The sequence below is a fragment of the Xanthomonas codiaei genome (genome assembly GCF_002939785.1).
Lineage (GTDB): Bacteria > Pseudomonadota > Gammaproteobacteria > Xanthomonadales > Xanthomonadaceae > Xanthomonas > Xanthomonas codiaei.
In genome coordinates this window covers 56,145-75,310 of the sequence record NZ_MDEC01000006.1, presented here as the reverse complement: position 1 = coordinate 75,310, position 19,166 = coordinate 56,145, and the positions used below count along the sequence as shown (strand labels likewise).

The following is a 19,166-nucleotide window of genomic DNA, read 5'->3' as shown; positions in this document are numbered from 1 at the left end:
GGACTCTCTCCCCCGCCGACTGGAAGCGAGGCCGCCCACGGGCGGCCTCGTCATTTCTGGCGATGCCGCTTGCGCCCCGGTGCGTGGCGGCCAGGGACGGATTTGGGCGGCGACGGCGCTGGTTCCGCTGCGGCAGTGGACCGGTGCACGCCAGGCGAGCGCACCGCCTCGCGCTGCCGACCACCGTGCCTGCGCGACCTGTGTGGCGGGTTCGCTCCCAGCCGTGCTTGCCAATACGTGCATATGCACGCAAAGTGCAGGGTATCCGCATGGAGCACCGCATGTCCGAGACCAGCCGCTGCACCTGCTTCCACCTGCGCCGCGCCGCACGGCGCACTTCGCAGGTGTACGACCACGCGTTGGCGCAGGTGGGACTGAGCCTCAACGAGTATTCGATCCTGCGCCGGCTCATCGAGCCGCAGTCGCTGGGGGCTCTGGCGCACTCGTTGGGCATGGATCGGACCACGCTGACCCGCAACCTCAAGCCGCTGCTGGAAGCGGGCTGGGTGCAGTCACGTCGCGGCGAGGATGCGCGCCTGAAGGTGGTGGCCTTGAGTCGCAGCGGGCGCGGGCTGCTGGTGCGCGCGTTACCGCATTGGCAGCGCGCGCAAACGCAGCTGGAAACGCTGTTCGGTAGCGCGTCCACCAAACAGCTGCATGCCAGCCTGATGCAGCTGGATGCGGCCCTGGACGCAGGGGCGGCCGCTTGAACACGTCTGCGAGCGCACGCACCAGCGCGCAGTGGGGGTTGCTGCTCACCGCCTCGGCCATGCTGATGCTGACCATGGGCGCGCGCCAGACCACCGGCCTGTTCGTGGAGCCGATCCATCGCCAGACCGGGATCGGCATCGCCTCGATCAGCTTCGCGCTGGCGGTGGGCCAACTGGTCTGGGGTGCGGTGCAGCCGGTGTTCGGCGCGATTGCCGATGCGCGCGGTCCATTGCCGGTGTTGCTGGTGGGCGGCGTGCTGCTATCGCTGGGCCTGGCACTGAGTCCGTGGATGGCCAGCGATTGGGGACTGATCGTCTCGCTGGGGGTCCTGGCCGCCGCCGGTGCGGGTGCCGGCAGTTTTTCGGTGCTGATCGGCGCCACGGCCAGCCGTATTGCGCCGGAGCGGCGTTCGTTCGCGGCCGGGCTGATCAATGCCGGCGGCTCGCTCGGTCAGTTCGTGTTCGCGCCACTGGTGCAATCGATGATCGGCGCCGCCGGCTGGGCCAGGGCGATGACCGGACTGGCAATGATTTCATTGCTGACATTGCCGCTGGCATGGCCGCTGCGACGGCGCTCGTCCGCGATCGACGTGCGCACCTCGATCGCGGACGAGGGCATCGGCTTGCCTGCGCAATTGCATCTGGCCATGCGCGATCGTAGTTACTGGTGCCTGCACCTGGGCTTTTTCACTTGCGGGGTGCATATCGCGTTCCTGGTCACGCACCTGCCCGGGGAAATCGCCCTGTGCGGCCTGCCTGCCAGCGTGTCGGCGCTGTCGATCGCCTTGATCGGCCTGTTCAATGTGGCCGGCAGCCTGGTCGCCGGCAAACTCGGCGAATACGTGCGCATGAAGTGGTTGCTGTGCGCCCTGTATGCCAGCCGTGCGCTGCTGATCGGTGCGTACCTGGTCGCGCCGCCGACGCCGCTGACCTTTTATCTGTTTGCCGCAGCACTGGGCTCCACCTGGTTGGGCACGGTACCGCCGACAGCCGGCCTGATCGGCAAACTGTTCGGCCCGCGCTACCTGGGCACCTTGTTCGGGCTGACCTTGTTGTCGCATCAGATCGGCGGCTTCTTCGGTGCGTGGCTGGGTGGACTGGCGCTGGAGCGCTTCGGCGATTACAGCTGGATGTGGTACGCCGACATGCTGCTGGCAGTGGTGGCCGCACTGATCAACCTGCCGATCCGGGAGGCGGCACCGGTCCGCGCAGCGGCGTAGAACAGGCGCAAGCGCGCCTGCCTATCGGCCTGCGTGCAGCGACATCGCTGCGCCATTGCATGGTGCCTGGCAGCGCCTGCGCAAAGCCGATCATGCCGCCGCGATGGATCCATCGGCTGCCGTTATGGTTCGCGCTGAACGGCCCCACACGCAGCCCGATAGCGACACGCGTGCACTGCGCAGGTGCTACCTGGCGCCTTGCCGCGTTGATCGATAGCGAGCATATCGCCCGCGCCGAGTGCCGCAGCGCACAACAGGTTTTGCAGGCAACTCCGTTAGAACGATGGAGCGGCATGTGTCGCGATGTCGCACGACTGACCCCGCCATGTGCTGGCGGTCACCCTTTGCACGCGTGCACGCGTGCGCGCATTGCCACCAGCTGCGACGTCATCCCAGGAGAGCTTTCATGACCGCATCGATGCCCCGCTATGCCCTGTCCCTTGCCATCGGCGCCCTGCTTGCGCCCGCCGCGCACGCGCAGACGTCCACCGCCGAGCCGCGCAGCGACGCCACCACGCTGGATGCGGTGATCGTCAGCGGAACGGCGCGCTTCAAGGGCCTGGCCAAGCGCGATGCCAGTTTTTCGATCACCACCGCCAGTCCCGAGCAGATCCAGCAGGCCGTCCCGCAAAGTACCGCCGACCTGTTGAAGATCGTGCCGGGCGTGTGGGCCGAGCCCAGCGGTGGCGGCACCGGCGCCAACATCTTCGTGCGCGGCATGCCCTCCGAAGGCGATGCGCCATTCGTGACCATGCAACTGGATGGCTCGCCGCTGTTTCCGCCGCCCACGCTGTCGTTCCTGGAAAATTCCACGCTGTTCCGGGTGGATGACACCGTCGAGCGCATGGAAGTGCTGCGTGGCGGCTCCAGCCCGATCTTCTCCAACGGCCAGCCGGGGCTGACGGTCAATTTCATCCAGAAGAAGGGCCAGGACGAACCGGAAGGCAGCGTGCGCCTGACTGGCGGCAACAACGCGCTGCGCCGCATCGATGTGTTCAACAGCGGCCCGATGGGCAATGGCTGGTACTACAGCGTAGGCGGTTTCTTCCGCGAGACCGATGGCGTGCGCGACCCGCAATTTTCCGCCGACAAGGGCGGCCAGTTCAGTGCCACCTTGAGCAAACGCTGGGACAGCGGCGAACTGTCGTTCTACGCGCGCCACACCGACGACAACAACGCCTTCTACACCGCGATCCCGCTGCTGTCGCGCAACAACGGCAACGACCTGTCCAGCTTTCCCGGTCTGAACGCGCAGACCGGCACCCTGCTTGGCCGCGATTTCCGCAACGTGGATCTGCTGGTCGGCCCGAACGGCCAGAGCCTGCAACGCGACCTGGCCGACGGGCGCGGTGTCAACATCGATGTGTTCGGCGGCGAATTGAATTGGGAAGTGGGCGACTGGACCATCGCCGATCGCTTCAACGTGATGAGTGGCAGCGCGCCGACCTATGCGCTGTTCACCGGCGACGCACCACTGCGGTTGAGCGACTTCATTGGCGGCTACGGCACCACCGGCAGTGGCAGATTCAGCAACGGCGGCGGCGCGGTCGACCCCAATCAGCAAGTGCTGGAAGCCGGTTGGTGGTCGGTGGACAAGCGCCTGAACTCGGTCACCAACGATCTGCGCCTGAGCCGCGAGCTGTTCGCCGGCAACACGCTGACCGTAGGCACGTATTACGCCAAGTATTCCTCGGCCGACACCTGGTACCTGGGCAACACCATGCTGCTCACCGCACAGAACAACGCGCGCCGCATCGACGTGGATCTGGCCGATGGCCGCCAGGCCACGCGCCAGGGTTTCACCAGCACTGCGTTCTTCAACCTGCGCGCCGACTACGACGGCGAGAACATCGCCGCCTTCGTTGCCGACGAATGGGAACTCAACGAACGCCTGCGCCTGGACCTGGGCGCGCGCTACGAGCGCCAGAGCGTCACCGGCAATGTGCACGACACCCGCACGGTGGATCTGGACGGCAACCCGGCCACGCTCTACGACAACGCCACATCGCTGGCGCTGGCGACCACCCGCCGCATCGATCAGGACGATGAGGCGTTCTCGTGGACGGCGGGCCTGAACTTCAAGCTCAACGAAAGCAACAGCCTGTTCGCGCGCGTCAATTCCGGGGTGAAGTTTCCCGGCTTCGACAATCTGCGCGATGGACAGAACCGCGTGCAGGAAGTGGACCAGTACGAGCTGGGCCTGAAATCGGGCGCCAGCAGCTACGACCTGTATCTGACCGCGTTCCACAACACGTTCAAGAACTCGCCGTTCCAGGCATTCCTGGCCAATGGCGAAAACTTCACTGCGGTGGGCGATTCGCGCGCACGCGGCCTGGAGGTGGAAGCAGCCATCCGCCCGTTCGGTGGCTTCGAGCTGGCCGGCACCGGCGTGTGGCTGGATGCGAAATATCGCAACTATCGCGAGTTCACCGGCAACCAGGTGATGCGCCAGCCAAAGCGGCAGTTCCGGCTGACGCCGAGCTACTACTGGATGCTGCCGTTCGGCGACCTGAAAGTGTTTGCCACCTATTCCTACATCGGCGACCGCTTCGCGGACCTGGCCAACAGCCAGCGCCTGCCCTCCTACGACATGCTGGATATCGGCGCCAACCTGCACGTGGGCGACCACTGGGAAGTGACCGCCAGCGGCAGCAATGTGACCGATACGCTGGGCCTGACCGAAGGCAATGTGCGGGTGCCCGGCGCGGCCACCGGCGGCGTGTTCATGGGCCGGCCGATCGCCGGGCGGCAGTACCAGATGTCGGTGGCGTATCGCTGGTAGGTCCATCGGCGACTGGCCCGCGCAGCGGCGCAATGCCACTGCGCGGAGCCTTGCAACAGGCCTCGCGGTGCCCTTGTCGCCATGCATCCTTGTGTTGTACCAGGCATCGGCGACGGTCGTTGCAGTGGTCGCAGAACACCCTGCGCAGCGAGCCTGCCAGCTCCTGTACGACGCGTGCAGTGCAGTCAGGTGATGGCCACTGTCTCGGCGGAATCCGCTGCGAAGCAGAACGACGCATCGCGATGTGTTATTTCGATCGATACGATCGCATCTGGAAAATTCTTCGACGGCATCTATGCGAAAAACTTCGCATGCACCGCACAAATCTGCATGCCAGCCATAAACTGCGCGATGTGTCACGCAGGCGGCGTACGTCGCGTGCCTTGCAGGCCATGATTTCCCCATCTTTAATCGAGGCGTTGACGCTGCAGATGCATCGTCAACATCGGCTGCGTCGCGGCGCACAGGGGAGCCGACAAACCATCTAACTGCATCTACTCCATCGCCGGACCGATGCGCTGTGTAGCTCTCTTGGGATAAACGGACATGACTCCTGTCGCTGCCGCTGCTGGACTGCTTCCTCTCGCATCCCGTCATCGCCGCACGCCGGCGGCCACCCTGTGGTGCAACCCGCCTGCAGGCGAGGTTGCCTGACGAGCGTTTCCTGACCCGGGCGATCGCGCCGGGCCTTTCGACCGAAAACACATCTTCCGGCTCCAACGACTCGGGCCTCAGGCGCGTCCCGAGGGAGTGGCGCAGCTGCAACGGCCGATCGTGCGATCGACCGAACGGAGGACCGTGTCGCTTCGACCGCGCCTACCCTTGACTGGAATCAAACGGAATGAACTCTTTTCGCAGGCAATCCCTCGCACTGTCGATCGGCGCCCTGTTGATCGGTAGCAGCTCACTCTCGGCGCTGGCTACACCACCGGTCACGGCCGCCACCAGCAATGCAATCAATGCCATTACCGCTTCCGCCAGATCCCAGGATAGCGACCCCTTGTATCGCTATCAGTGGCATCTCTCCAACCAGGGCCAGGCCGTGATCGGCGACAGACGTCCGGTGCCCGACGTGGATCTGGACGTGGATATCCTGCACGGCTTGAACATCCGCGGCCGCGGCGTGCGGGTCGGTGTGGTGGACGACGGGCTGGAGCTACGCCATGAAGACCTGGCCGACAACATCCTGCCAAACGGGTCGTACAACTTTGGCGATGGATCCCACGACACGACGCCCGTCGATCCGGATAACGGCCACGGCACTTCTGTTGCAGGCATCATCGCGGCGGTCGGCTGGAATGGACGTGGCGGGCGCGGCGTTGCGCCCGACGCCTTGCTGGCCGGGTTCGACTTTCTGGCCCGAGCATCGTCCAACAATGATGCAAGCGTCCGCTACGGGTGGGGCGATGGGCCAGAAGCGCGCACCATCGATATCTTCAACAATAGCTGGGGATCGCTGCTGCCGTCCTACCCCGATTTTCCGGTCGAGGAACAGCGGTCCTGGGAGGCTTTGATGCGCTCGACGCGCGGCGGTCTCGGCGGCATCTACATCAAGTCCGCAGGCAACAGCTTCAAGCGTTTTCGCATACGCGATGCGGATGGACGCATCGTCAACATCTGCAGCGAACTTTCGCGCTCATTGAACGTTGGCTGTTCGCTGAGCAATGTCGACTCAACAAACAATCTGCCTGGCACCATCGTTGTCGCCAGCGTCGATGCCAGCGGGCATCGCGCCTCGTACTCGTCCTCCGGCTCCGCATTGTGGATTTCAGGCCTGGGTGGCGAGTTCGGACGTCAGCGCAAGTTCTATCCCAACGCGGCGCTGCTGTTCGGCGCCGATACGGCGCCGTTCGCCTACGATCCGGCCATCGTCACCACCGATCTCAGCGGCTGCAACGCGGGCGAAAACGTGGATGACTCCTTGGTCGACAATGCCTTGGACGGCAGCAAGTCCAAGATCGATGCGTCATGCAACTACAACGCCATCATGAACGGCACATCGGCTGCTGCACCCACCGTCTCCGGCGTCGCGGCCCTGATATTGAGCACAAACCCAAGCCTGAGCGCGCGCGACGTCAAGTACATCCTGGCCAAGACCGCGCGGCAGGTCGATCCCTGGCAGCCTGCTGCGGTCTACCAGGGGAGTGTGATCGACCCCGGCTGGATCACCAATGCGGCAGGACACCGTTTCAGCAACTGGTACGGCTTCGGCCTGGTCGATGGCGCCGCAGCCGTTTATGAAGCAAGGTACTTCAAGCCACTGCCCCCGGTCCGCGATACCCAATGGGTCGCCTCCACTGCTGCCGCAAGCCAGATCGGCGGCCCTGCGCGACCAGCCAAACAACGCATCCGCATCACCCAGGCCATGAAGGTGGAAGGCGTGCAACTGTCGCTTGCCACATCGCATCGCACTCCGACCAATCTGCGCGTGGTGCTGGAATCTCCCAGCGGAACGCGTAGCTACGTCCTCACGCCGTTCTCGATACTGGACCCGGCCGCTTATGCGAAGACCGGGTTCTATCTCGATCTCACCTCCAGCAACGCATTTCTCGATGAGCGGGCGCAAGGCGTCTGGACCCTGGAAGTAACGGACATGACCGAGCCGACATCCACCGCAGCACTACAGAACTTCAAACTTCGCATCCTGGGGCACTGACATGAAGACCACATTTCTCAGCTCGGCATTGATCGCATCATTGGCTACCTGCGGTATCGCTTACGCTGGCCAATACATGGATGCGCAGGCGCTTAGCGCCGCGGCCACTGGCGAGCGCTTCAAATCCGGACGCGATACGTACCGCATGCTGCCCGGCACGGTGGTGTCGGACCCGGTCGCCAATGACCCCACCGACGTTGCCCCCCGGCTTGCCGCACAGGCGCGCACCGCCAGCGCAGCGACCATCGATGGCAAGGTCGCCGCGCGGATCGGCCCGTATGCCGTGATCCTTCTGTCCAGCAGTGCTGCACGCAACGCGTCCACGCTGGCCTCCCCGTCCACAGCCGCCGCGGAACGTCCACTCGCCGCGGCGGTGAACGAGCGCAACGGACGCGTGGTGCTCGTGCAACCGCAACTCAGACTGACCAACACCACGCCAACCAGCGCTACTGCGCTGGCAAGCAGCTCCGGTGGACGCATCGTCTACACCTCCACGATCGATCACAGCGCGGTGATCGCCTATCCCTCAATCGAGAAAACGCAACAGGCATTGAGCCGACTGCAGGGCACTAGCGGTAGCGTGCAGATCTCGCTGGTGGTGGCGCAATCGGTCATGCAACCAATGTAGCTGCCTTCTCAAACGCAGATCCCTACCTGCAATCTTGCCCTACCGTTCAACGCCACGACGGCGACCGCCGAGCATGGCCGGCTTGCACTGCAGGTGAGCCGGCCACGATCTGCCATGCGCACTGCTGTGATCGACAAGCCTTCCCCGGCATTGACTGGAGCCACCCATGCGTATTTCACCCAAACACGCGCTTTCGCTGCTGATCGGCAGTGGCTTCATCGTGACTGCTTCCCAGCCAACAGCCGCCGCGAATCCTGGCGGCAGCAACGGCAACTTCCCAGGAGAGCGACCCACTGCTGCGATACCAATGGCACATCTCCAATCACGGGCAGGCCGTCATCGGCGATAGCCGCCCCGTGCCAGGAGTCGACATGGATGTGGATCACCTGCAGGCCTTGGGCATCCGTGGCAGGCACGTCAAGGTTGCCGTCGTGGACATCGGCCTGGACATTCGCCATGAAGACCTGGCAGCAAACGTGATTCCGAATGGCTCTTACAGCTTCAGGGACGGCTCGCACGACCCCACTCCCACCAACGGGGACGATCACGGCACTGCCGTTGGCGGCATCATCGCAGCGGTTGGATGGAATGGCCGCGGCGGGCGCGGCGTCGCACCGGAGGCTTCGTTGGCCGGGTTCGACTTCGGTGAGTGGTCGGTAACCGGTCCGGCGTCGGTTCGCTACTTTTGGGGAGACGGACCCGAGTCGAAAAGAATCGACGTCTTCAACAATAGCTGGGGCAGCTTTACACCGTTTTATCAGGACTTCCCCGTCGAAGACCAACGCATGTGGGAAGCATTGATGCGCTCGACCCGTCATGGCCTGGGCGGCGTTTACATCAAGGCTGCAGGCAACAGCTTCAACAATCTGTTCGGCAGTGATGCTGACGGAAACCCGATCGACCTGTGTCAGGACATTGCGCGCGCGTTGAAAGTGGGTTGCGCATTGGCCAACCTGGAGATTCTCGCAAACCTTCCAGGCACGATCGCGGTTGCCAGTCTTGATGCCCAAGGTAAGCGCGCCGTCTATTCGTCGCCGGGGTCGGCGATCTGGATCTCGGGTATCGGCGGGCTTGTCGGGTATCAACGTCAGTATGCTCCCAACGCGGAGCAAGAGCTGGGTCCGCTGCGGGGCCGGTTTGCGTACGATCCTGCCATCGTCACGACCGACCTGGCCGGCTGCGATCAAGGCTCCAATGCCGATAGCAACGGACCGGCTGTCAATGCACTGGACACCAGTACCTCGCCCATCGATGCAACGTGCAACTACAGCGCGCTCATGACAGGGACTTCGGCCGCCGCTCCCACGGTGGCGGGGGTCACTGCGCTCATGTTGAGCGTCAATCCGCGCTTGAGCGCACGTGAAGTCAAGTACATCCTGGCCACGACCGCACGCCAGGTCGATCCGTGGCAACCACCGGCGGTCTATCAGGGCAGCGTGATCGATCCAGGCTGGATCACCAATGCCGCCGGCCATCGTTTCAGCAATTGGTACGGCTTCGGCTTGGCCGATGGTGCGGCTGCCGTCTACCAAGCCCGCTACTTCACGCCGTTGCCTGCCGTGCGCGATACCCAATGGGTGACATCGACCGTCGCTCCCAGCCAGATCGGCGGCCCTGCGCGTCCGGCCAAACACCGCATCCACATCACACAGGCGATGAAGGTGGAAGGCGCGCAACTCTCCTTTGCCACATCGCATCGCAACCCGACCAACCTACGCGTGGTGTTGCAGTCGCCCAGCGGTACGCGCAGCTATGTGCTCACGCCGTTTTCGGCGCTGGATGCGCGCGCCTACGCCCTGACCGGTTTCTATGTCGACCTGACCTCGAGCAACGCGTTTCTCGACGAGCAGGCGCAAGGGGCGTGGACGCTGGAAGTCGCCGACATGAGCGACCCAACGACCGAGGCCGCGCTGCAAAACTTCAAACTCCGCATCCTGGGACACTGAACCGACGGCCGCGCGGCCCTGTCGTATCCATGCCAGGTCCGAACAGGCGAAGGCATCCTGTCGCAGCTGGAACTCCGGCTGGATCGGCCCATCCTGCAGGCCGGCGTCTGCGACGAGCACGCCCGCTTCGATCAGAGCGCCAGGCTCTACGGGCTGCGCCACGCGCAGGGATCAGGATCGCGCGCTATCCCTGCGCGCCGAACCGTCAGCGACCGGCGCGCCGCAGCCGCTTGTGCAGACTGCGACGCTGCGCATCGCTCAACAGGTGGCCGTGCGTGGTCAACAGCCCAACGATCTGCAGATGTGCCTGCTCGGTGCGGCGAGCGAGCTCGGCGGTGGCGGCGGCTTCGAGCCGTTTCCACTCGGCGGGGCTGGTCGGCGTCGGCAGGATCGAAGGTTTGGCGGGCATTGGGCGCTGCAGGCACTGGCGGGAAGACCATGATACGGCCCGTACGTGAGCGCCCTATCACCGCCGCCGCGGGCATTGCATGGGCCGCGCCGGTGACTGCCACCGGCCGCGTGCCCGGCTCGGCGGTGGGTCCTTGGCGTCTGCATGACCGGCGCTCTTGTACGATCGGCCCATCGCGGCCAGGCCGCCTTGGACCATCGACGGGTTCCGCATGTCTTCGCTGACCGAGCTGAGCACCCTGCTACTGCGCCACGCACCTGCCGACGGGATGCATGCCACCCCGATCGCCGGGCTGCAGATCATGCGCAGCTCCACCCGAACAGTGTCCATCCCTACCATCTACACGCCGATGCTGTGCCTGGTGGCGCAGGGGCGCAAACGGGCGATGCTGGGCGCGCAGGCGTTTCACTATCATCCCGAGATGTATCTGGTGGCCTCGGTGGACCTGCCCATCGTCGGCTCGGTGATCGAAGCCAGCGCCGAGCAACCGTATCTGTGCTTCTGCCTGGACCTGGACACGGCAATCCTCAGCGAGCTGGCCATCCACCATCCCGAGCTCGCCGAGCCGCAACGCGACGCCGCGCCCGCCGGACTATTGCTCAACCGCAGCACGCCGCAACTGCAGGACACCGCCGTGCGGCTGGCGCGTCTGCTCGACCAGCCGCACGAAATCGCCGCGTTGGCCCCGCTGGTGACGCGCGAACTGCTGTACCGCCTGATGGCCGATCCCGCCAACGCGGTGGTCCGGCAGATGGCGGTCGCCGACAGCCGGCTCAACCAGATTTCCAAGGCCATCGTATGGCTGCGCGAACACTACGCGCAGCGCTTCAGCATCGAGCAGATCGCCGACCTGTCGGCGATGAGCCGTTCCACCTTCCATGCGCATTTCAAGGCAGTGACCTCGATGACGCCGCTGGAATATCGCTCGCACCTGCGCGTCCACGAGGCGCGCCGGCTGATGGTGGCCGAAGCGCTCACCGCTGCCGATGCCGGCTTCCGGGTGGGCTACGAAAGCGCCTCGCAGTTCAGCCGCGACTACGCGCGCATCCTGGGCGAGCCGCCAGCGCGCGATGCGCAGCGGCTGCGCGCCAGCACGCCCACGGCCACCGAGCTGGCGTGAGCACGGCCAGCCGCCCTGCGCGAAGACAGCGCGCCAAGCACATGCGGATCACGGCGCGCATCCCCGCGCGGTGGTCGCGCACTCGGCGCCAGTGCGCTGGCCGCCACGTCGCCCGCATCGCGGCATCGCGCTATCGGCGGGCGGCTCGCTCAATCGGCGGCGTACTGCGCATCCGTCACCTGCTCCAGCCAGGTGACCGGCGAGCCATCCACGGCCTCGGCGATGGCGATATGCGACATCGCCACGGTCGCGTTGGCGCCATGCCAATGCTTGACGCCCGGCGGAATCCACACGATATCGCCGGGGCGAAGCTCCTGCGCCGGCTTGCCCCACTCCTGCACACGCCCGGCGCCGGCAGTGACGATCAACGTCTGCCCCAGCGGATGCGTGTGCCATGCGGTGCGCGCACCCGGCTCGAAGGTCACGGTGGCGCCGCCGACCCGCGCTGGCGCATCGGCCTGGAACGGTGCATCGATGCGCACCTTGCCAGTGAAATACGCGGCCGGGCCCACCGACGATGCGGCGCTACCGGCCTTGTTCACGCGGATCGGCGCGCCTTTGTCGTCGGCAGGGGCCTCGAGGCCCGGCGTGGTGGCGGCCATCATCGTCAACGACATGACCGTGGCGGACAGATGCATTGCAGTGCTCCTGGAGTGTGATGTGCGCGGCCTCGACCATGTGTCTTCCGACCACGGTCAAGGCCATGATCGATATCGCCGACGGCAGCCGGGAGCGGTGCCCGACGTGCGGGTCAAGGGGATTGCACGGGGCCTTCGATCCAGCTGCCTGCACTGTAGCGCGCATGGCATCCGGCAGTTAGCCCCCAATCGCGCATGCCGTTAGAAACCGCATGCATCAATGCAGGCGCGACGACCATGCGCTGCCGGCCGCCGCGCGTTCGACGCACACGCGGGCTGGACTGTCCGCACCGGCACGCGCGCTTCATCCACCCGTGGCGACTACGATGCCGGGCCTGGTCACCGGCCTGTTGCCGCACCCGCGCGCGCGTATCACCGGCTCCATGCAACGCGCCGACGCCGCGCCACGCGCCACTGCTGGCGTCAGGCCGGCAGCGCCGACTCCACCACTGCACACTTGGCGCACAGGCCATGCACTTCCAGCGTCTGCGCCTGCGGCTGGAAACCCAGCGCCTTGGCGCGGGCTTCCAGTTGCGAGACCACGTCGCGGTCTTCCAGCTCCACCGCGCTATGGCAGCGATCGCAGATCAAAAACGGCACCGAATGCTGGGCGCTGTTGGGGTGATGGCAGGCGACGAAGGCATTGACCGATTCGAGCTTGTGCACGAAGCCGTTGGCCATCAGGAAATCCAGCGCGCGGTACACCGTGGGCGGCGCATCGGCGCCCACGCCCTTGCCTTCGCGCACCCAGTCCAGCAGTTCGTAGGCCTTGACCGGTTTGCCGGCATCGGCGATCAGCCGCAGGACGTTGGCGCGGATCGGCGTCAGCCGCAGGCCGCGCTCGCTGCAGGCGCGCTCCACCGCGCGCACGAAGCTGTTGGCGTCGTCGACGTGGTGATGCGGTTCGGTGCAGGCATGCTCCTGCGCGTGGGTGTGCTTGGTCATACAGGCTCCGGCGTCAGGCCGCTCCTATCTTGATGAGTGCCGCATCGATGCGTTTCAAGGCACCCTCGCGGCCGGCCAGGTACACCGTCTGCGAAATGTCCGGGCTGACCTGGGTGCCGGTGATGGCCACGCGCAGCGGCTGGGCCACCTTGCCCATGCCCAGCTCCAGCGCCGCGGCGGCATCGTGCAGCGCGGCCGAGACGCTCTCCACGGTCCATTCGCGCTGTGCCGCCAGCAGCTCGCGCGCCTTGCCCAGCGGCACTTCGGCCCCCAGCTTCAGGTGCTTGATCACCGCCGCCTCGTCGTAGACCTCCAGCGGCCGGTACCAGACCACCGCCTTTTCTGCCATGTCCTTGAGCGTCTGCACACGCTCGCGCAGCGCCACCACCACATCGGCAGCGGCCGGGCCATCGGCCACGTCGATGCCGAGCTTGCCCAGCTGGTATTCCAGCTGCGGCGCGATGCTGGCCGGGTCGTCGGTCTTGAGATAATGCTGGTTGACCCAGCCGAGCTTGGCCATGTCCAGCCGCGCGGCCTTGGAATTGACGTCGGTGATGTCGAACAGGTCCAGCAGCTCCTGGCGGCTGAACAGCTCCTGGTCGCCATGCGACCAGCCCAGGCGGGCCAGGTAGTTGATCAGGGCGTGCGGCAGGTAGCCGGCGTCCCTGTACTGCATCACGTCGGCCGCGCCGGTGCGCTTGGAGAGCTTGGCGCCCTCCTCGTCCAGGATCATCGGCATGTGGCCGAAACGCGGCACCGGCGCACCCAGCGCTTGGTAGATGTTGATCTGGCGCGGGGTGTTGTTGATGTGGTCGTCGCCGCGGATCACCTCGGTGATGCCCATGTCCCAGTCGTCCACCACCACCGCGAAGTTGTAGGTGGGGTAGCCGTCCGGGCGGAAGATCACCATGTCGTCGAGCTCGCTGTTGGCGATCTCGATGCGGCCCTTGATCAGGTCGTCGAACACCACGCTGCCGTCGAGCGGATTCTTGAAGCGGATGACGCGGTTGGGGTCGTCGCGGTGCGGCAGGTTCTGCTCGCGGGCGGCGCCGTTGTAGCGCGGCTTTTCCTGTTTGGCCATCGCCGCCTCGCGCATGGCATCGAGTTCTTCGCGGGTCTCGTAGGCGTAATACGCCTTGCCCTGCGCCAGCAGCTGCTCGGCCACTTCCTGGTAGCGCGCGATGCGCTGGGTCTGGTAGACCGGGCCTTCGTCGTAGTCCAGGCCCAGCCAGTCCATCGCTTCCAGGATGGCGTCGATGGCCGCCTGGGTGCTGCGTTCGCGGTCGGTGTCTTCGATGCGCAGCACGAACTGCCCGCCGCGACGACGTGCCTCCAGCCAGCAATACAGGGCGGTGCGGGCGCCGCCGATATGCAGGTAACCGGTGGGGCTGGGGGCAAAGCGGGTGCGGCAGGTCATGGAGCGCTCGGGCAAACGTGGGATGGGCCGATTTTACCTTGCGCGGCGCGGCCCTGCCCGGCCCGCCGGTTCAGCGGTTGCGCAGCAGGTCGCCGTACACCACGCACTCGCCGCCGCTGCGCGCCGGGCCGGGTGCGTCGTACAGCACCAGCCAGCTGGGCGTCTTGCCGGCCAGCTGCGGCGGCAGGTTGCAGATCGCCTCGGCGCGGTCGCTGTCGGTGCCGTGCGGCAGCACGGCCGACTCCAGCAGCGTGTGCTGGAAGCGCACCGGTTCCCGGTTGGCGGCCAGTTGCTTGCGCGCGTCCGGCCATTTGAATAGGCGGATCTCGCCGTTCAACACCATGGTCGGCCCGGCCAGCAGGTACAGATCGTCGCCGGAGTAATGCAGGTCGCGCACGCCTAGGCCACCGAGTTGCAGGAAGTGCTTGCGCAGCAGGGTGCCGTCGTCGTCCAGCGGCGTCAGGCGCAGATGATCGCCATGCGCCTCCACCTGGATTTCCAGCAGCGCCGACCAGCCACGCAGCACCGGCCCGCGCAGGCCCAGCAACAGGCGCTGACCATCGGCCACGATGCCTTCGATATCGAAGCCGTTGTCCTTGCCGGGAATCTTCAGGAACGGGCCGAAATGCAGGTCGTCGGCCAGCAGCTCGGTGAGCTGGTTGTGCTTGGCATCGCCCTTGAGCCGCAATGCGCGGCGGCCGTCGGCGGTCTGCCGCACCAGCCGCGGCGTGCCATCGTCGTCGCGTTCGACCGGCAGGCAGGCCAGCAGGCGGCGGTTGGCATCGAGCTTGAGCTTGGTCAGGCGCTTGGCGTTGTCGGCGTCGTCGCGGCCGGGCTTGGCATTCTTGCGCTTCAACCCATGCGAGCCGACCACCCACAAATATCCATCCGACAGCCCCATGCCTTCCAGGTCGGCTTCCTCGGCGTCTTCGCCCGGCAGGTCCAGCAGCTCGGCCAGCGGAAAACTCTGCCCCTGGCCGAAGCGCAAGGTCTCGCGCTGGCCGGGCGGCAGCCTGCGCAACCGGTCCACGGCGCAGGCTTCGTCGCCGGCCACCCACAGCCAGTCGTCGGTGAACGCCGCGCCGGAGAGATTGCTGTGCACCAGTGCGCCGGGCGTGAACTCAAGCCGGACGCTGCGCGGAATCAGGGTTTTCTTGGCCATGAGCGGGTGGGCGATCTTACGGGAGAAGACAGCCAGTACACCACGACCGCGGCATTGGTGGGCGCTGGCGTGACAGTGCGGACAGAGGCGATGTGGCGCTGAAGCCAGTCCCTGGCCCACTCCACCGCCGCGATCGACGCAGGCTCACTCCCACGCCGCCAGCCGGGCGCGCGCCAGATCCGCCGCCCACTGCCCGGGCCAATCGCGGTCGTTGGCCACCTGCGCCTGCGCGCGGCTGGCCTCGAAGGCATCGAAATCCAGCGCCACATACGCCCACACCGTCTCGCCTGCGGTCTGTGCCAGCACGCCGTCATCCGGAAAGCCCACGTCCATCGGCGCGAACACCGCCGCCTCGCCGGTATTGATATCCAGCGCCGGGCTCCAGGGCGCCTGGCCGGCGGTGACCGACTGGGCGACGAACATGCGGTTTTCCAGCGCGCGCGCCAGGCAGCCGATGCGTACGCGGGTGGCGCCAGCGGCAGTGTCGGTACAACTGGGCACGATCAGCAGGCGTGCACCGGCCTCGTACTGCGCGCGCACCGGCAGCGGGAATTCGCTGTCGTAGCAGATCGCGATCGCCGCGCGCACGCCATCGACGTCGAACACCTTGAGCGCATCGCCTGGGTCGATCAGCCCGGTGGCCTTTTCGAAACCGGTGAGTTGCAGCTTGTCCTGCCAGCCGTGGCGGCCATCGGGAGTGAACCAGTCGCTGCGATTGCGGTAGCGGCCCTGGCCCGTATCCAGCAGGAAACTGCCGGGTACCAGGTGCAGCCGGTGCTGGCGCGCCAGGCCGGCGAAGAGTTCGAGCCATGGCGCGCGCAAGGCCTGGATGGCGGCCAAGGATTCCGGCAGGCCGGCGGAAATCTGCGTGCCGAAGGTCGCGCCCAGCTCCAGCGACAGGTATTCCGGCAACACCGCCACGCGGGCACCGGCCAAGGCAGCCTCGCCGACAAGGGCCGAGACGCGAACGGCAAACGCATCGAAATCCGCCGGGCGGCCGATCGGGTACTTGGCAACGGCAATGGTGAGCGGCGCATTCATGGGCTGGGTCCTGTGGCGGCAGTGGAGACACGCGGGCGGGCAATGGTCGCAGCCAGACAACGCAGACGGTGCAAGCGCGACTAGTCTGCCAACGTGCGTGTCCAGACGCTCAAGCTGTGGTCGATCTCGCCCAACTGCAACTCTGCCCACACCAGCCGCACCTGCATGTGCGGCTGCGGCGCATAGCCGCGCTTGCGCCAGAACGCATCGTTGGGACGGTAATCGGCGGGCTTGCGCGGATCGTCTGGTGCACGATCCACCGAGCAGAAGGCGGTCAGCGCAAAGCGTCCCAGCGCCCGCGCATGCGCCTCGCGGCGATCGAAGAACGCATGGCCGATGCCACGCCCGCGGTACGCAGGCAGCAGCACCGACTCGCCGAAATAGAACACGCTGGCCGGGTCGATGCCGGCTGCGCGGAACGGTGCGTGGAAGGCATCGCTATCGTCGAGCAGCGGCAGGCCGGTGGAGGCGCCGACCACCGCATCGCCATCGCGCGCCAGCACGAACACGCTTCGTGGCGAGGCCGCATATGCCGCCAGATAGCCGCGTTCGTAATCGGCATCGCCGTCGTACAGATACGGCCATGCGCGAAACACCGCGATGCGCAGCTGCGCCACCGCATCCAGGTACGGCAACACCGCGTTGCCGCTCACCGCTTCAACACTGAGGGAAGCACCGGTCATGCCGGCCATGGTAAGCGAGCCGAGCGCATCGTGCCGCCACGCCACCGCGGCTCAGCGCAACCAGCTGCGGTGGCGACGCTGCGTGGCAACCGGCTGTTGCCACATCAACCACACCGCGGCCTCTTCCGCTGCCACCAGCACCCCGAGCAGCGCATCGCTGCTGCAGGCCCAGTAACTGCCATCGCTCAGGCGCTGCCATGGCCCGTAGCGACGCTGCAGCGTGGCTCCGGCCTGCAGCTGTTGCCGCGAGGCCTGCAAGAACGCGCAACCGCCGCTACGTACCGCCTGTACCGTGCCCTGGCGCAAGCGCAGGCCGATCACGCCGCGGCGCCCCTGCCCGGCCAACGGCAAGGCCGACAGCGCCGAGCATTCCCACGCGAGCGGTGGCGCTGCGGGAAGCAGCGCCACCGTCTCGATCCCGGCGGGCAGCAGCCGCTGCGCCCGCCGGACCACCTGTCCCTGCGTCCTCATGCCGACCTCAGCGCAGGCTGTTGCCAAGCTCGTACCAATCCAGCTTGCGGGTCACCCACATGATGCTGGCCAGGATGCCGAACAGCAGCAACGAGCCCATCAGCAGCGCGTTGTCTTCGGAGATCAACAGGCTGTACAGCACGCCATACAGCGCGGTCAGCATCGCCGAGAATCCCGCTGCCCGCCCCCAGCTGCGCAATACCCCGGACAGGTAGAAGAACTGCAGCCCGATGCACGCGGCCGCCGACACCAGATACGCCTGCCAGAACGCGATGTGCTCGGAGAGGCTGAGCAGCAGCAGGAAGAAGATCGCCAGCGCCAGGCCGACCAGCAGGTATTGCAACGGATGGATCGGCAGGCGCTTGATCAGCTCGAACAGCACGAAGGCCACGAAGGTCAGCACCACGAACAGGATGCCGTACTTGCTGGCGCGGTCGGCCTGGGTATAGACGTCCACCGGATCGACTAGGCGCACCTCCAGCAAGTCCAGCCCGGACTGGCTGGACTGCAGTTGGGTCTGTGCGCCGGTCGCCAGCGAGGACAGCGACCAGCTGGCATCGAAACCCTTCGGCCCGATGCTGGGCGCGTTGGGCAGGAACCGACCACCGAAGGACGGGTGCTGCCAGGTGGAGCGCAAGGCGATCTCGTTGTTGTCGGCGATCGGTGCGATGGCCAGCCGGCGGGTGCCGTCCAGCACGAACTGCATGTCCACCACATTGCCCGCCTGCAGCCGTCCGGCCAGCGGATCGGCCAGCGGGCTCAGTTCGGCGTGCACGCCCGCCGACCGATCCGCCAGCGCGCCGGCACCGCTTTGCAGCGCCACCGCACGCCCGTCCACCTGCAGCCGCGGCGTGCCGACCAGCCCGCGCACATCGGAAATGCCCACCGCCAGATGCGGCTGGCCGTAGACGCGGGTGGGCACGGCGGCGTAGTCCAGCGGTTCGTATTCGGCGTGCAGCGTCGCTTTCCAGGAATACACCTGCACGCGGTACAGGCCCACTTCGCGTACAGACGGCACCATCTCGCCGCTCAGTTTCAGGCTGCGCGGGGTCTGCAACAGCGCGCCCTCGCGCTTGCGCCACATCTTGCGCTGGTTACCCTGCTCGTCCGGCTCGGTCACCTGGACCTCCTCGGTGTAGGGCAGCACGCGCACCGGCGCGATGAACTGCTGCTCGCCGGCCTTGCTCTGCGCTACCCGTTCCACCGCCTCGTCGCGGTAGCGGGCACGGTCCTGTACCGCGCCACGGATCAGCAACAAGGGAATCAGCAACAGCAGGATCAACCCGCCGATGGTGGCGAAGCGCAACAACAGTTTCAGGGATTTCATCGACCGTCCTC

Annotated in this window: 16 protein-coding genes; 7 read left to right on the top strand and 9 right to left on the bottom strand. The window is 66.2% G+C overall.

The features are described from left to right. Positions 1-281 precede the first annotated feature (281 nt). From XcodCFBP4690_RS06140 to XcodCFBP4690_RS06115, 6 genes are all read left to right on the top strand, one after another. Positions 282-710, top strand: coding sequence for a MarR family winged helix-turn-helix transcriptional regulator (locus tag XcodCFBP4690_RS06140; protein WP_104540117.1), 429 nt, complete (start codon positions 282-284; stop codon positions 708-710). Beyond that, positions 707-1,930 (top strand): MFS transporter, encoded by a 1,224-nt coding sequence (locus tag XcodCFBP4690_RS06135; RefSeq protein ID WP_104540116.1) that lies wholly within the window; start codon positions 707-709, stop codon positions 1,928-1,930. Before XcodCFBP4690_RS06140 ends, XcodCFBP4690_RS06135 begins: the two co-directional genes overlap by 4 nt. 406 nt (positions 1,931-2,336) lie before the next feature. After that, positions 2,337-4,712 (top strand): TonB-dependent receptor, encoded by a 2,376-nt coding sequence (locus tag XcodCFBP4690_RS06130; RefSeq protein WP_104540115.1) that lies wholly within the window; start codon positions 2,337-2,339, stop codon positions 4,710-4,712. Positions 4,713-5,553: 841 nt separating this feature from the next. Continuing rightward, a complete protein-coding gene (locus XcodCFBP4690_RS06125) occupies positions 5,554-7,368 on the top strand; it encodes a S8 family serine peptidase (protein WP_104540114.1) in 1,815 nt (604 codons plus the stop codon). 1 nt (position 7,369) lies between these two features. Next, positions 7,370-7,996 carry a hypothetical protein gene (locus XcodCFBP4690_RS06120; protein ID WP_104540113.1) on the top strand — a complete coding sequence of 209 codons (627 nt, stop codon included), beginning with the start codon at positions 7,370-7,372 and terminating at the stop codon, positions 7,994-7,996. Positions 7,997-8,220: 224 nt separating this feature from the next. Beyond that, positions 8,221-9,942, top strand: coding sequence for a S8 family serine peptidase (locus XcodCFBP4690_RS06115; RefSeq protein WP_167394497.1), 1,722 nt, complete (start codon positions 8,221-8,223; stop codon positions 9,940-9,942). A 205-nt stretch (positions 9,943-10,147) separates the two neighbouring features. Here XcodCFBP4690_RS06115 and XcodCFBP4690_RS06110 read toward each other — a convergent pair whose 3' ends face one another. Beyond that, positions 10,148-10,351: a hypothetical protein gene (locus XcodCFBP4690_RS06110; protein ID WP_104540112.1), complete on the bottom strand. Its 204-nt coding sequence runs from the start codon at positions 10,349-10,351 to the stop codon at positions 10,148-10,150. A gap of 211 nt (positions 10,352-10,562) precedes the next feature. On the opposite strand from XcodCFBP4690_RS06110, the gene XcodCFBP4690_RS06105 reads away from it, so the two are divergent. Further along, positions 10,563-11,471: an AraC family transcriptional regulator gene (locus XcodCFBP4690_RS06105; RefSeq protein WP_104540111.1), complete on the top strand. Its 909-nt coding sequence runs from the start codon at positions 10,563-10,565 to the stop codon at positions 11,469-11,471. A gap of 149 nt (positions 11,472-11,620) precedes the next feature. Here XcodCFBP4690_RS06105 and XcodCFBP4690_RS06100 read toward each other — a convergent pair whose 3' ends face one another. The 8 genes from XcodCFBP4690_RS06100 to creD form a co-directional block, all read right to left on the bottom strand. Then, positions 11,621-12,109, bottom strand: a complete 489-nt coding sequence (locus tag XcodCFBP4690_RS06100) for a (R)-mandelonitrile lyase (RefSeq protein ID WP_104540110.1) — start codon at positions 12,107-12,109, stop codon at positions 11,621-11,623. Positions 12,110-12,532: 423 nt separating this feature from the next. Continuing rightward, positions 12,533-13,054 carry a transcriptional repressor gene (locus XcodCFBP4690_RS06095; RefSeq protein ID WP_104540109.1) on the bottom strand — a complete coding sequence of 174 codons (522 nt, stop codon included), beginning with the start codon at positions 13,052-13,054 and terminating at the stop codon, positions 12,533-12,535. A 13-nt stretch (positions 13,055-13,067) separates the two neighbouring features. Continuing rightward, a complete protein-coding gene (gene gltX, locus XcodCFBP4690_RS06090) occupies positions 13,068-14,471 on the bottom strand; it encodes a glutamate--tRNA ligase (RefSeq protein WP_104540108.1) in 1,404 nt (467 codons plus the stop codon). Positions 14,472-14,541: 70 nt separating this feature from the next. Then, a complete protein-coding gene (locus XcodCFBP4690_RS06085) occupies positions 14,542-15,633 on the bottom strand; it encodes a DUF3616 domain-containing protein (protein WP_104540107.1) in 1,092 nt (363 codons plus the stop codon). Between the two features lie 144 nt (positions 15,634-15,777). After that, positions 15,778-16,674: a carbon-nitrogen hydrolase family protein gene (locus tag XcodCFBP4690_RS06080; protein WP_104540106.1), complete on the bottom strand. Its 897-nt coding sequence runs from the start codon at positions 16,672-16,674 to the stop codon at positions 15,778-15,780. A gap of 80 nt (positions 16,675-16,754) precedes the next feature. Beyond that, complete coding sequence (locus XcodCFBP4690_RS06075; RefSeq protein ID WP_104540105.1) at positions 16,755-17,366, bottom strand: GNAT family N-acetyltransferase; 612 nt, start codon at positions 17,364-17,366, stop codon at positions 16,755-16,757. 42 nt (positions 17,367-17,408) lie between these two features. Continuing rightward, a complete protein-coding gene (locus XcodCFBP4690_RS06070) occupies positions 17,409-17,828 on the bottom strand; it encodes a hypothetical protein (RefSeq protein ID WP_104540104.1) in 420 nt (139 codons plus the stop codon). A gap of 7 nt (positions 17,829-17,835) precedes the next feature. Further along, complete coding sequence (gene creD / locus XcodCFBP4690_RS06065) at positions 17,836-19,155, bottom strand: cell envelope integrity protein CreD (RefSeq protein WP_104540103.1); 1,320 nt, start codon at positions 19,153-19,155, stop codon at positions 17,836-17,838. Positions 19,156-19,166: the final 11 nt, after the last annotated feature.

Bases quoted from the DNA above. Each gene is read 5' to 3' on its own strand.
- XcodCFBP4690_RS06140 (WP_104540117.1), top strand. From the start codon at position 282: ATGTCCGAGACCAGCCGCTGCACCTGCTTCCACCTGCGCCGCGCCGCA.
- XcodCFBP4690_RS06130 (WP_104540115.1), top strand. From the start codon at position 2,337: ATGACCGCATCGATGCCCCGCTATGCCCTGTCCCTTGCCATCGGCGCC.
- XcodCFBP4690_RS06125 (WP_104540114.1), top strand. From the start codon at position 5,554: ATGAACTCTTTTCGCAGGCAATCCCTCGCACTGTCGATCGGCGCCCTG.
- XcodCFBP4690_RS06120 (WP_104540113.1), top strand. From the start codon at position 7,370: ATGAAGACCACATTTCTCAGCTCGGCATTGATCGCATCATTGGCTACC.
- XcodCFBP4690_RS06110 (WP_104540112.1), bottom strand. From the start codon at position 10,351: ATGCCCGCCAAACCTTCGATCCTGCCGACGCCGACCAGCCCCGCCGAG.
- XcodCFBP4690_RS06105 (WP_104540111.1), top strand. From the start codon at position 10,563: ATGTCTTCGCTGACCGAGCTGAGCACCCTGCTACTGCGCCACGCACCT.
- XcodCFBP4690_RS06100 (WP_104540110.1), bottom strand. From the start codon at position 12,109: ATGCATCTGTCCGCCACGGTCATGTCGTTGACGATGATGGCCGCCACC.
- XcodCFBP4690_RS06095 (WP_104540109.1), bottom strand. From the start codon at position 13,054: ATGACCAAGCACACCCACGCGCAGGAGCATGCCTGCACCGAACCGCAT.
- gltX (WP_104540108.1), bottom strand. From the start codon at position 14,471: ATGACCTGCCGCACCCGCTTTGCCCCCAGCCCCACCGGTTACCTGCAT.
- XcodCFBP4690_RS06085 (WP_104540107.1), bottom strand. From the start codon at position 15,633: ATGGCCAAGAAAACCCTGATTCCGCGCAGCGTCCGGCTTGAGTTCACG.
- XcodCFBP4690_RS06080 (WP_104540106.1), bottom strand. From the start codon at position 16,674: ATGAATGCGCCGCTCACCATTGCCGTTGCCAAGTACCCGATCGGCCGC.
- XcodCFBP4690_RS06075 (WP_104540105.1), bottom strand. From the start codon at position 17,366: ATGGCCGGCATGACCGGTGCTTCCCTCAGTGTTGAAGCGGTGAGCGGC.
- XcodCFBP4690_RS06070 (WP_104540104.1), bottom strand. From the start codon at position 17,828: ATGAGGACGCAGGGACAGGTGGTCCGGCGGGCGCAGCGGCTGCTGCCC.
- creD (WP_104540103.1), bottom strand. From the start codon at position 19,155: ATGAAATCCCTGAAACTGTTGTTGCGCTTCGCCACCATCGGCGGGTTG.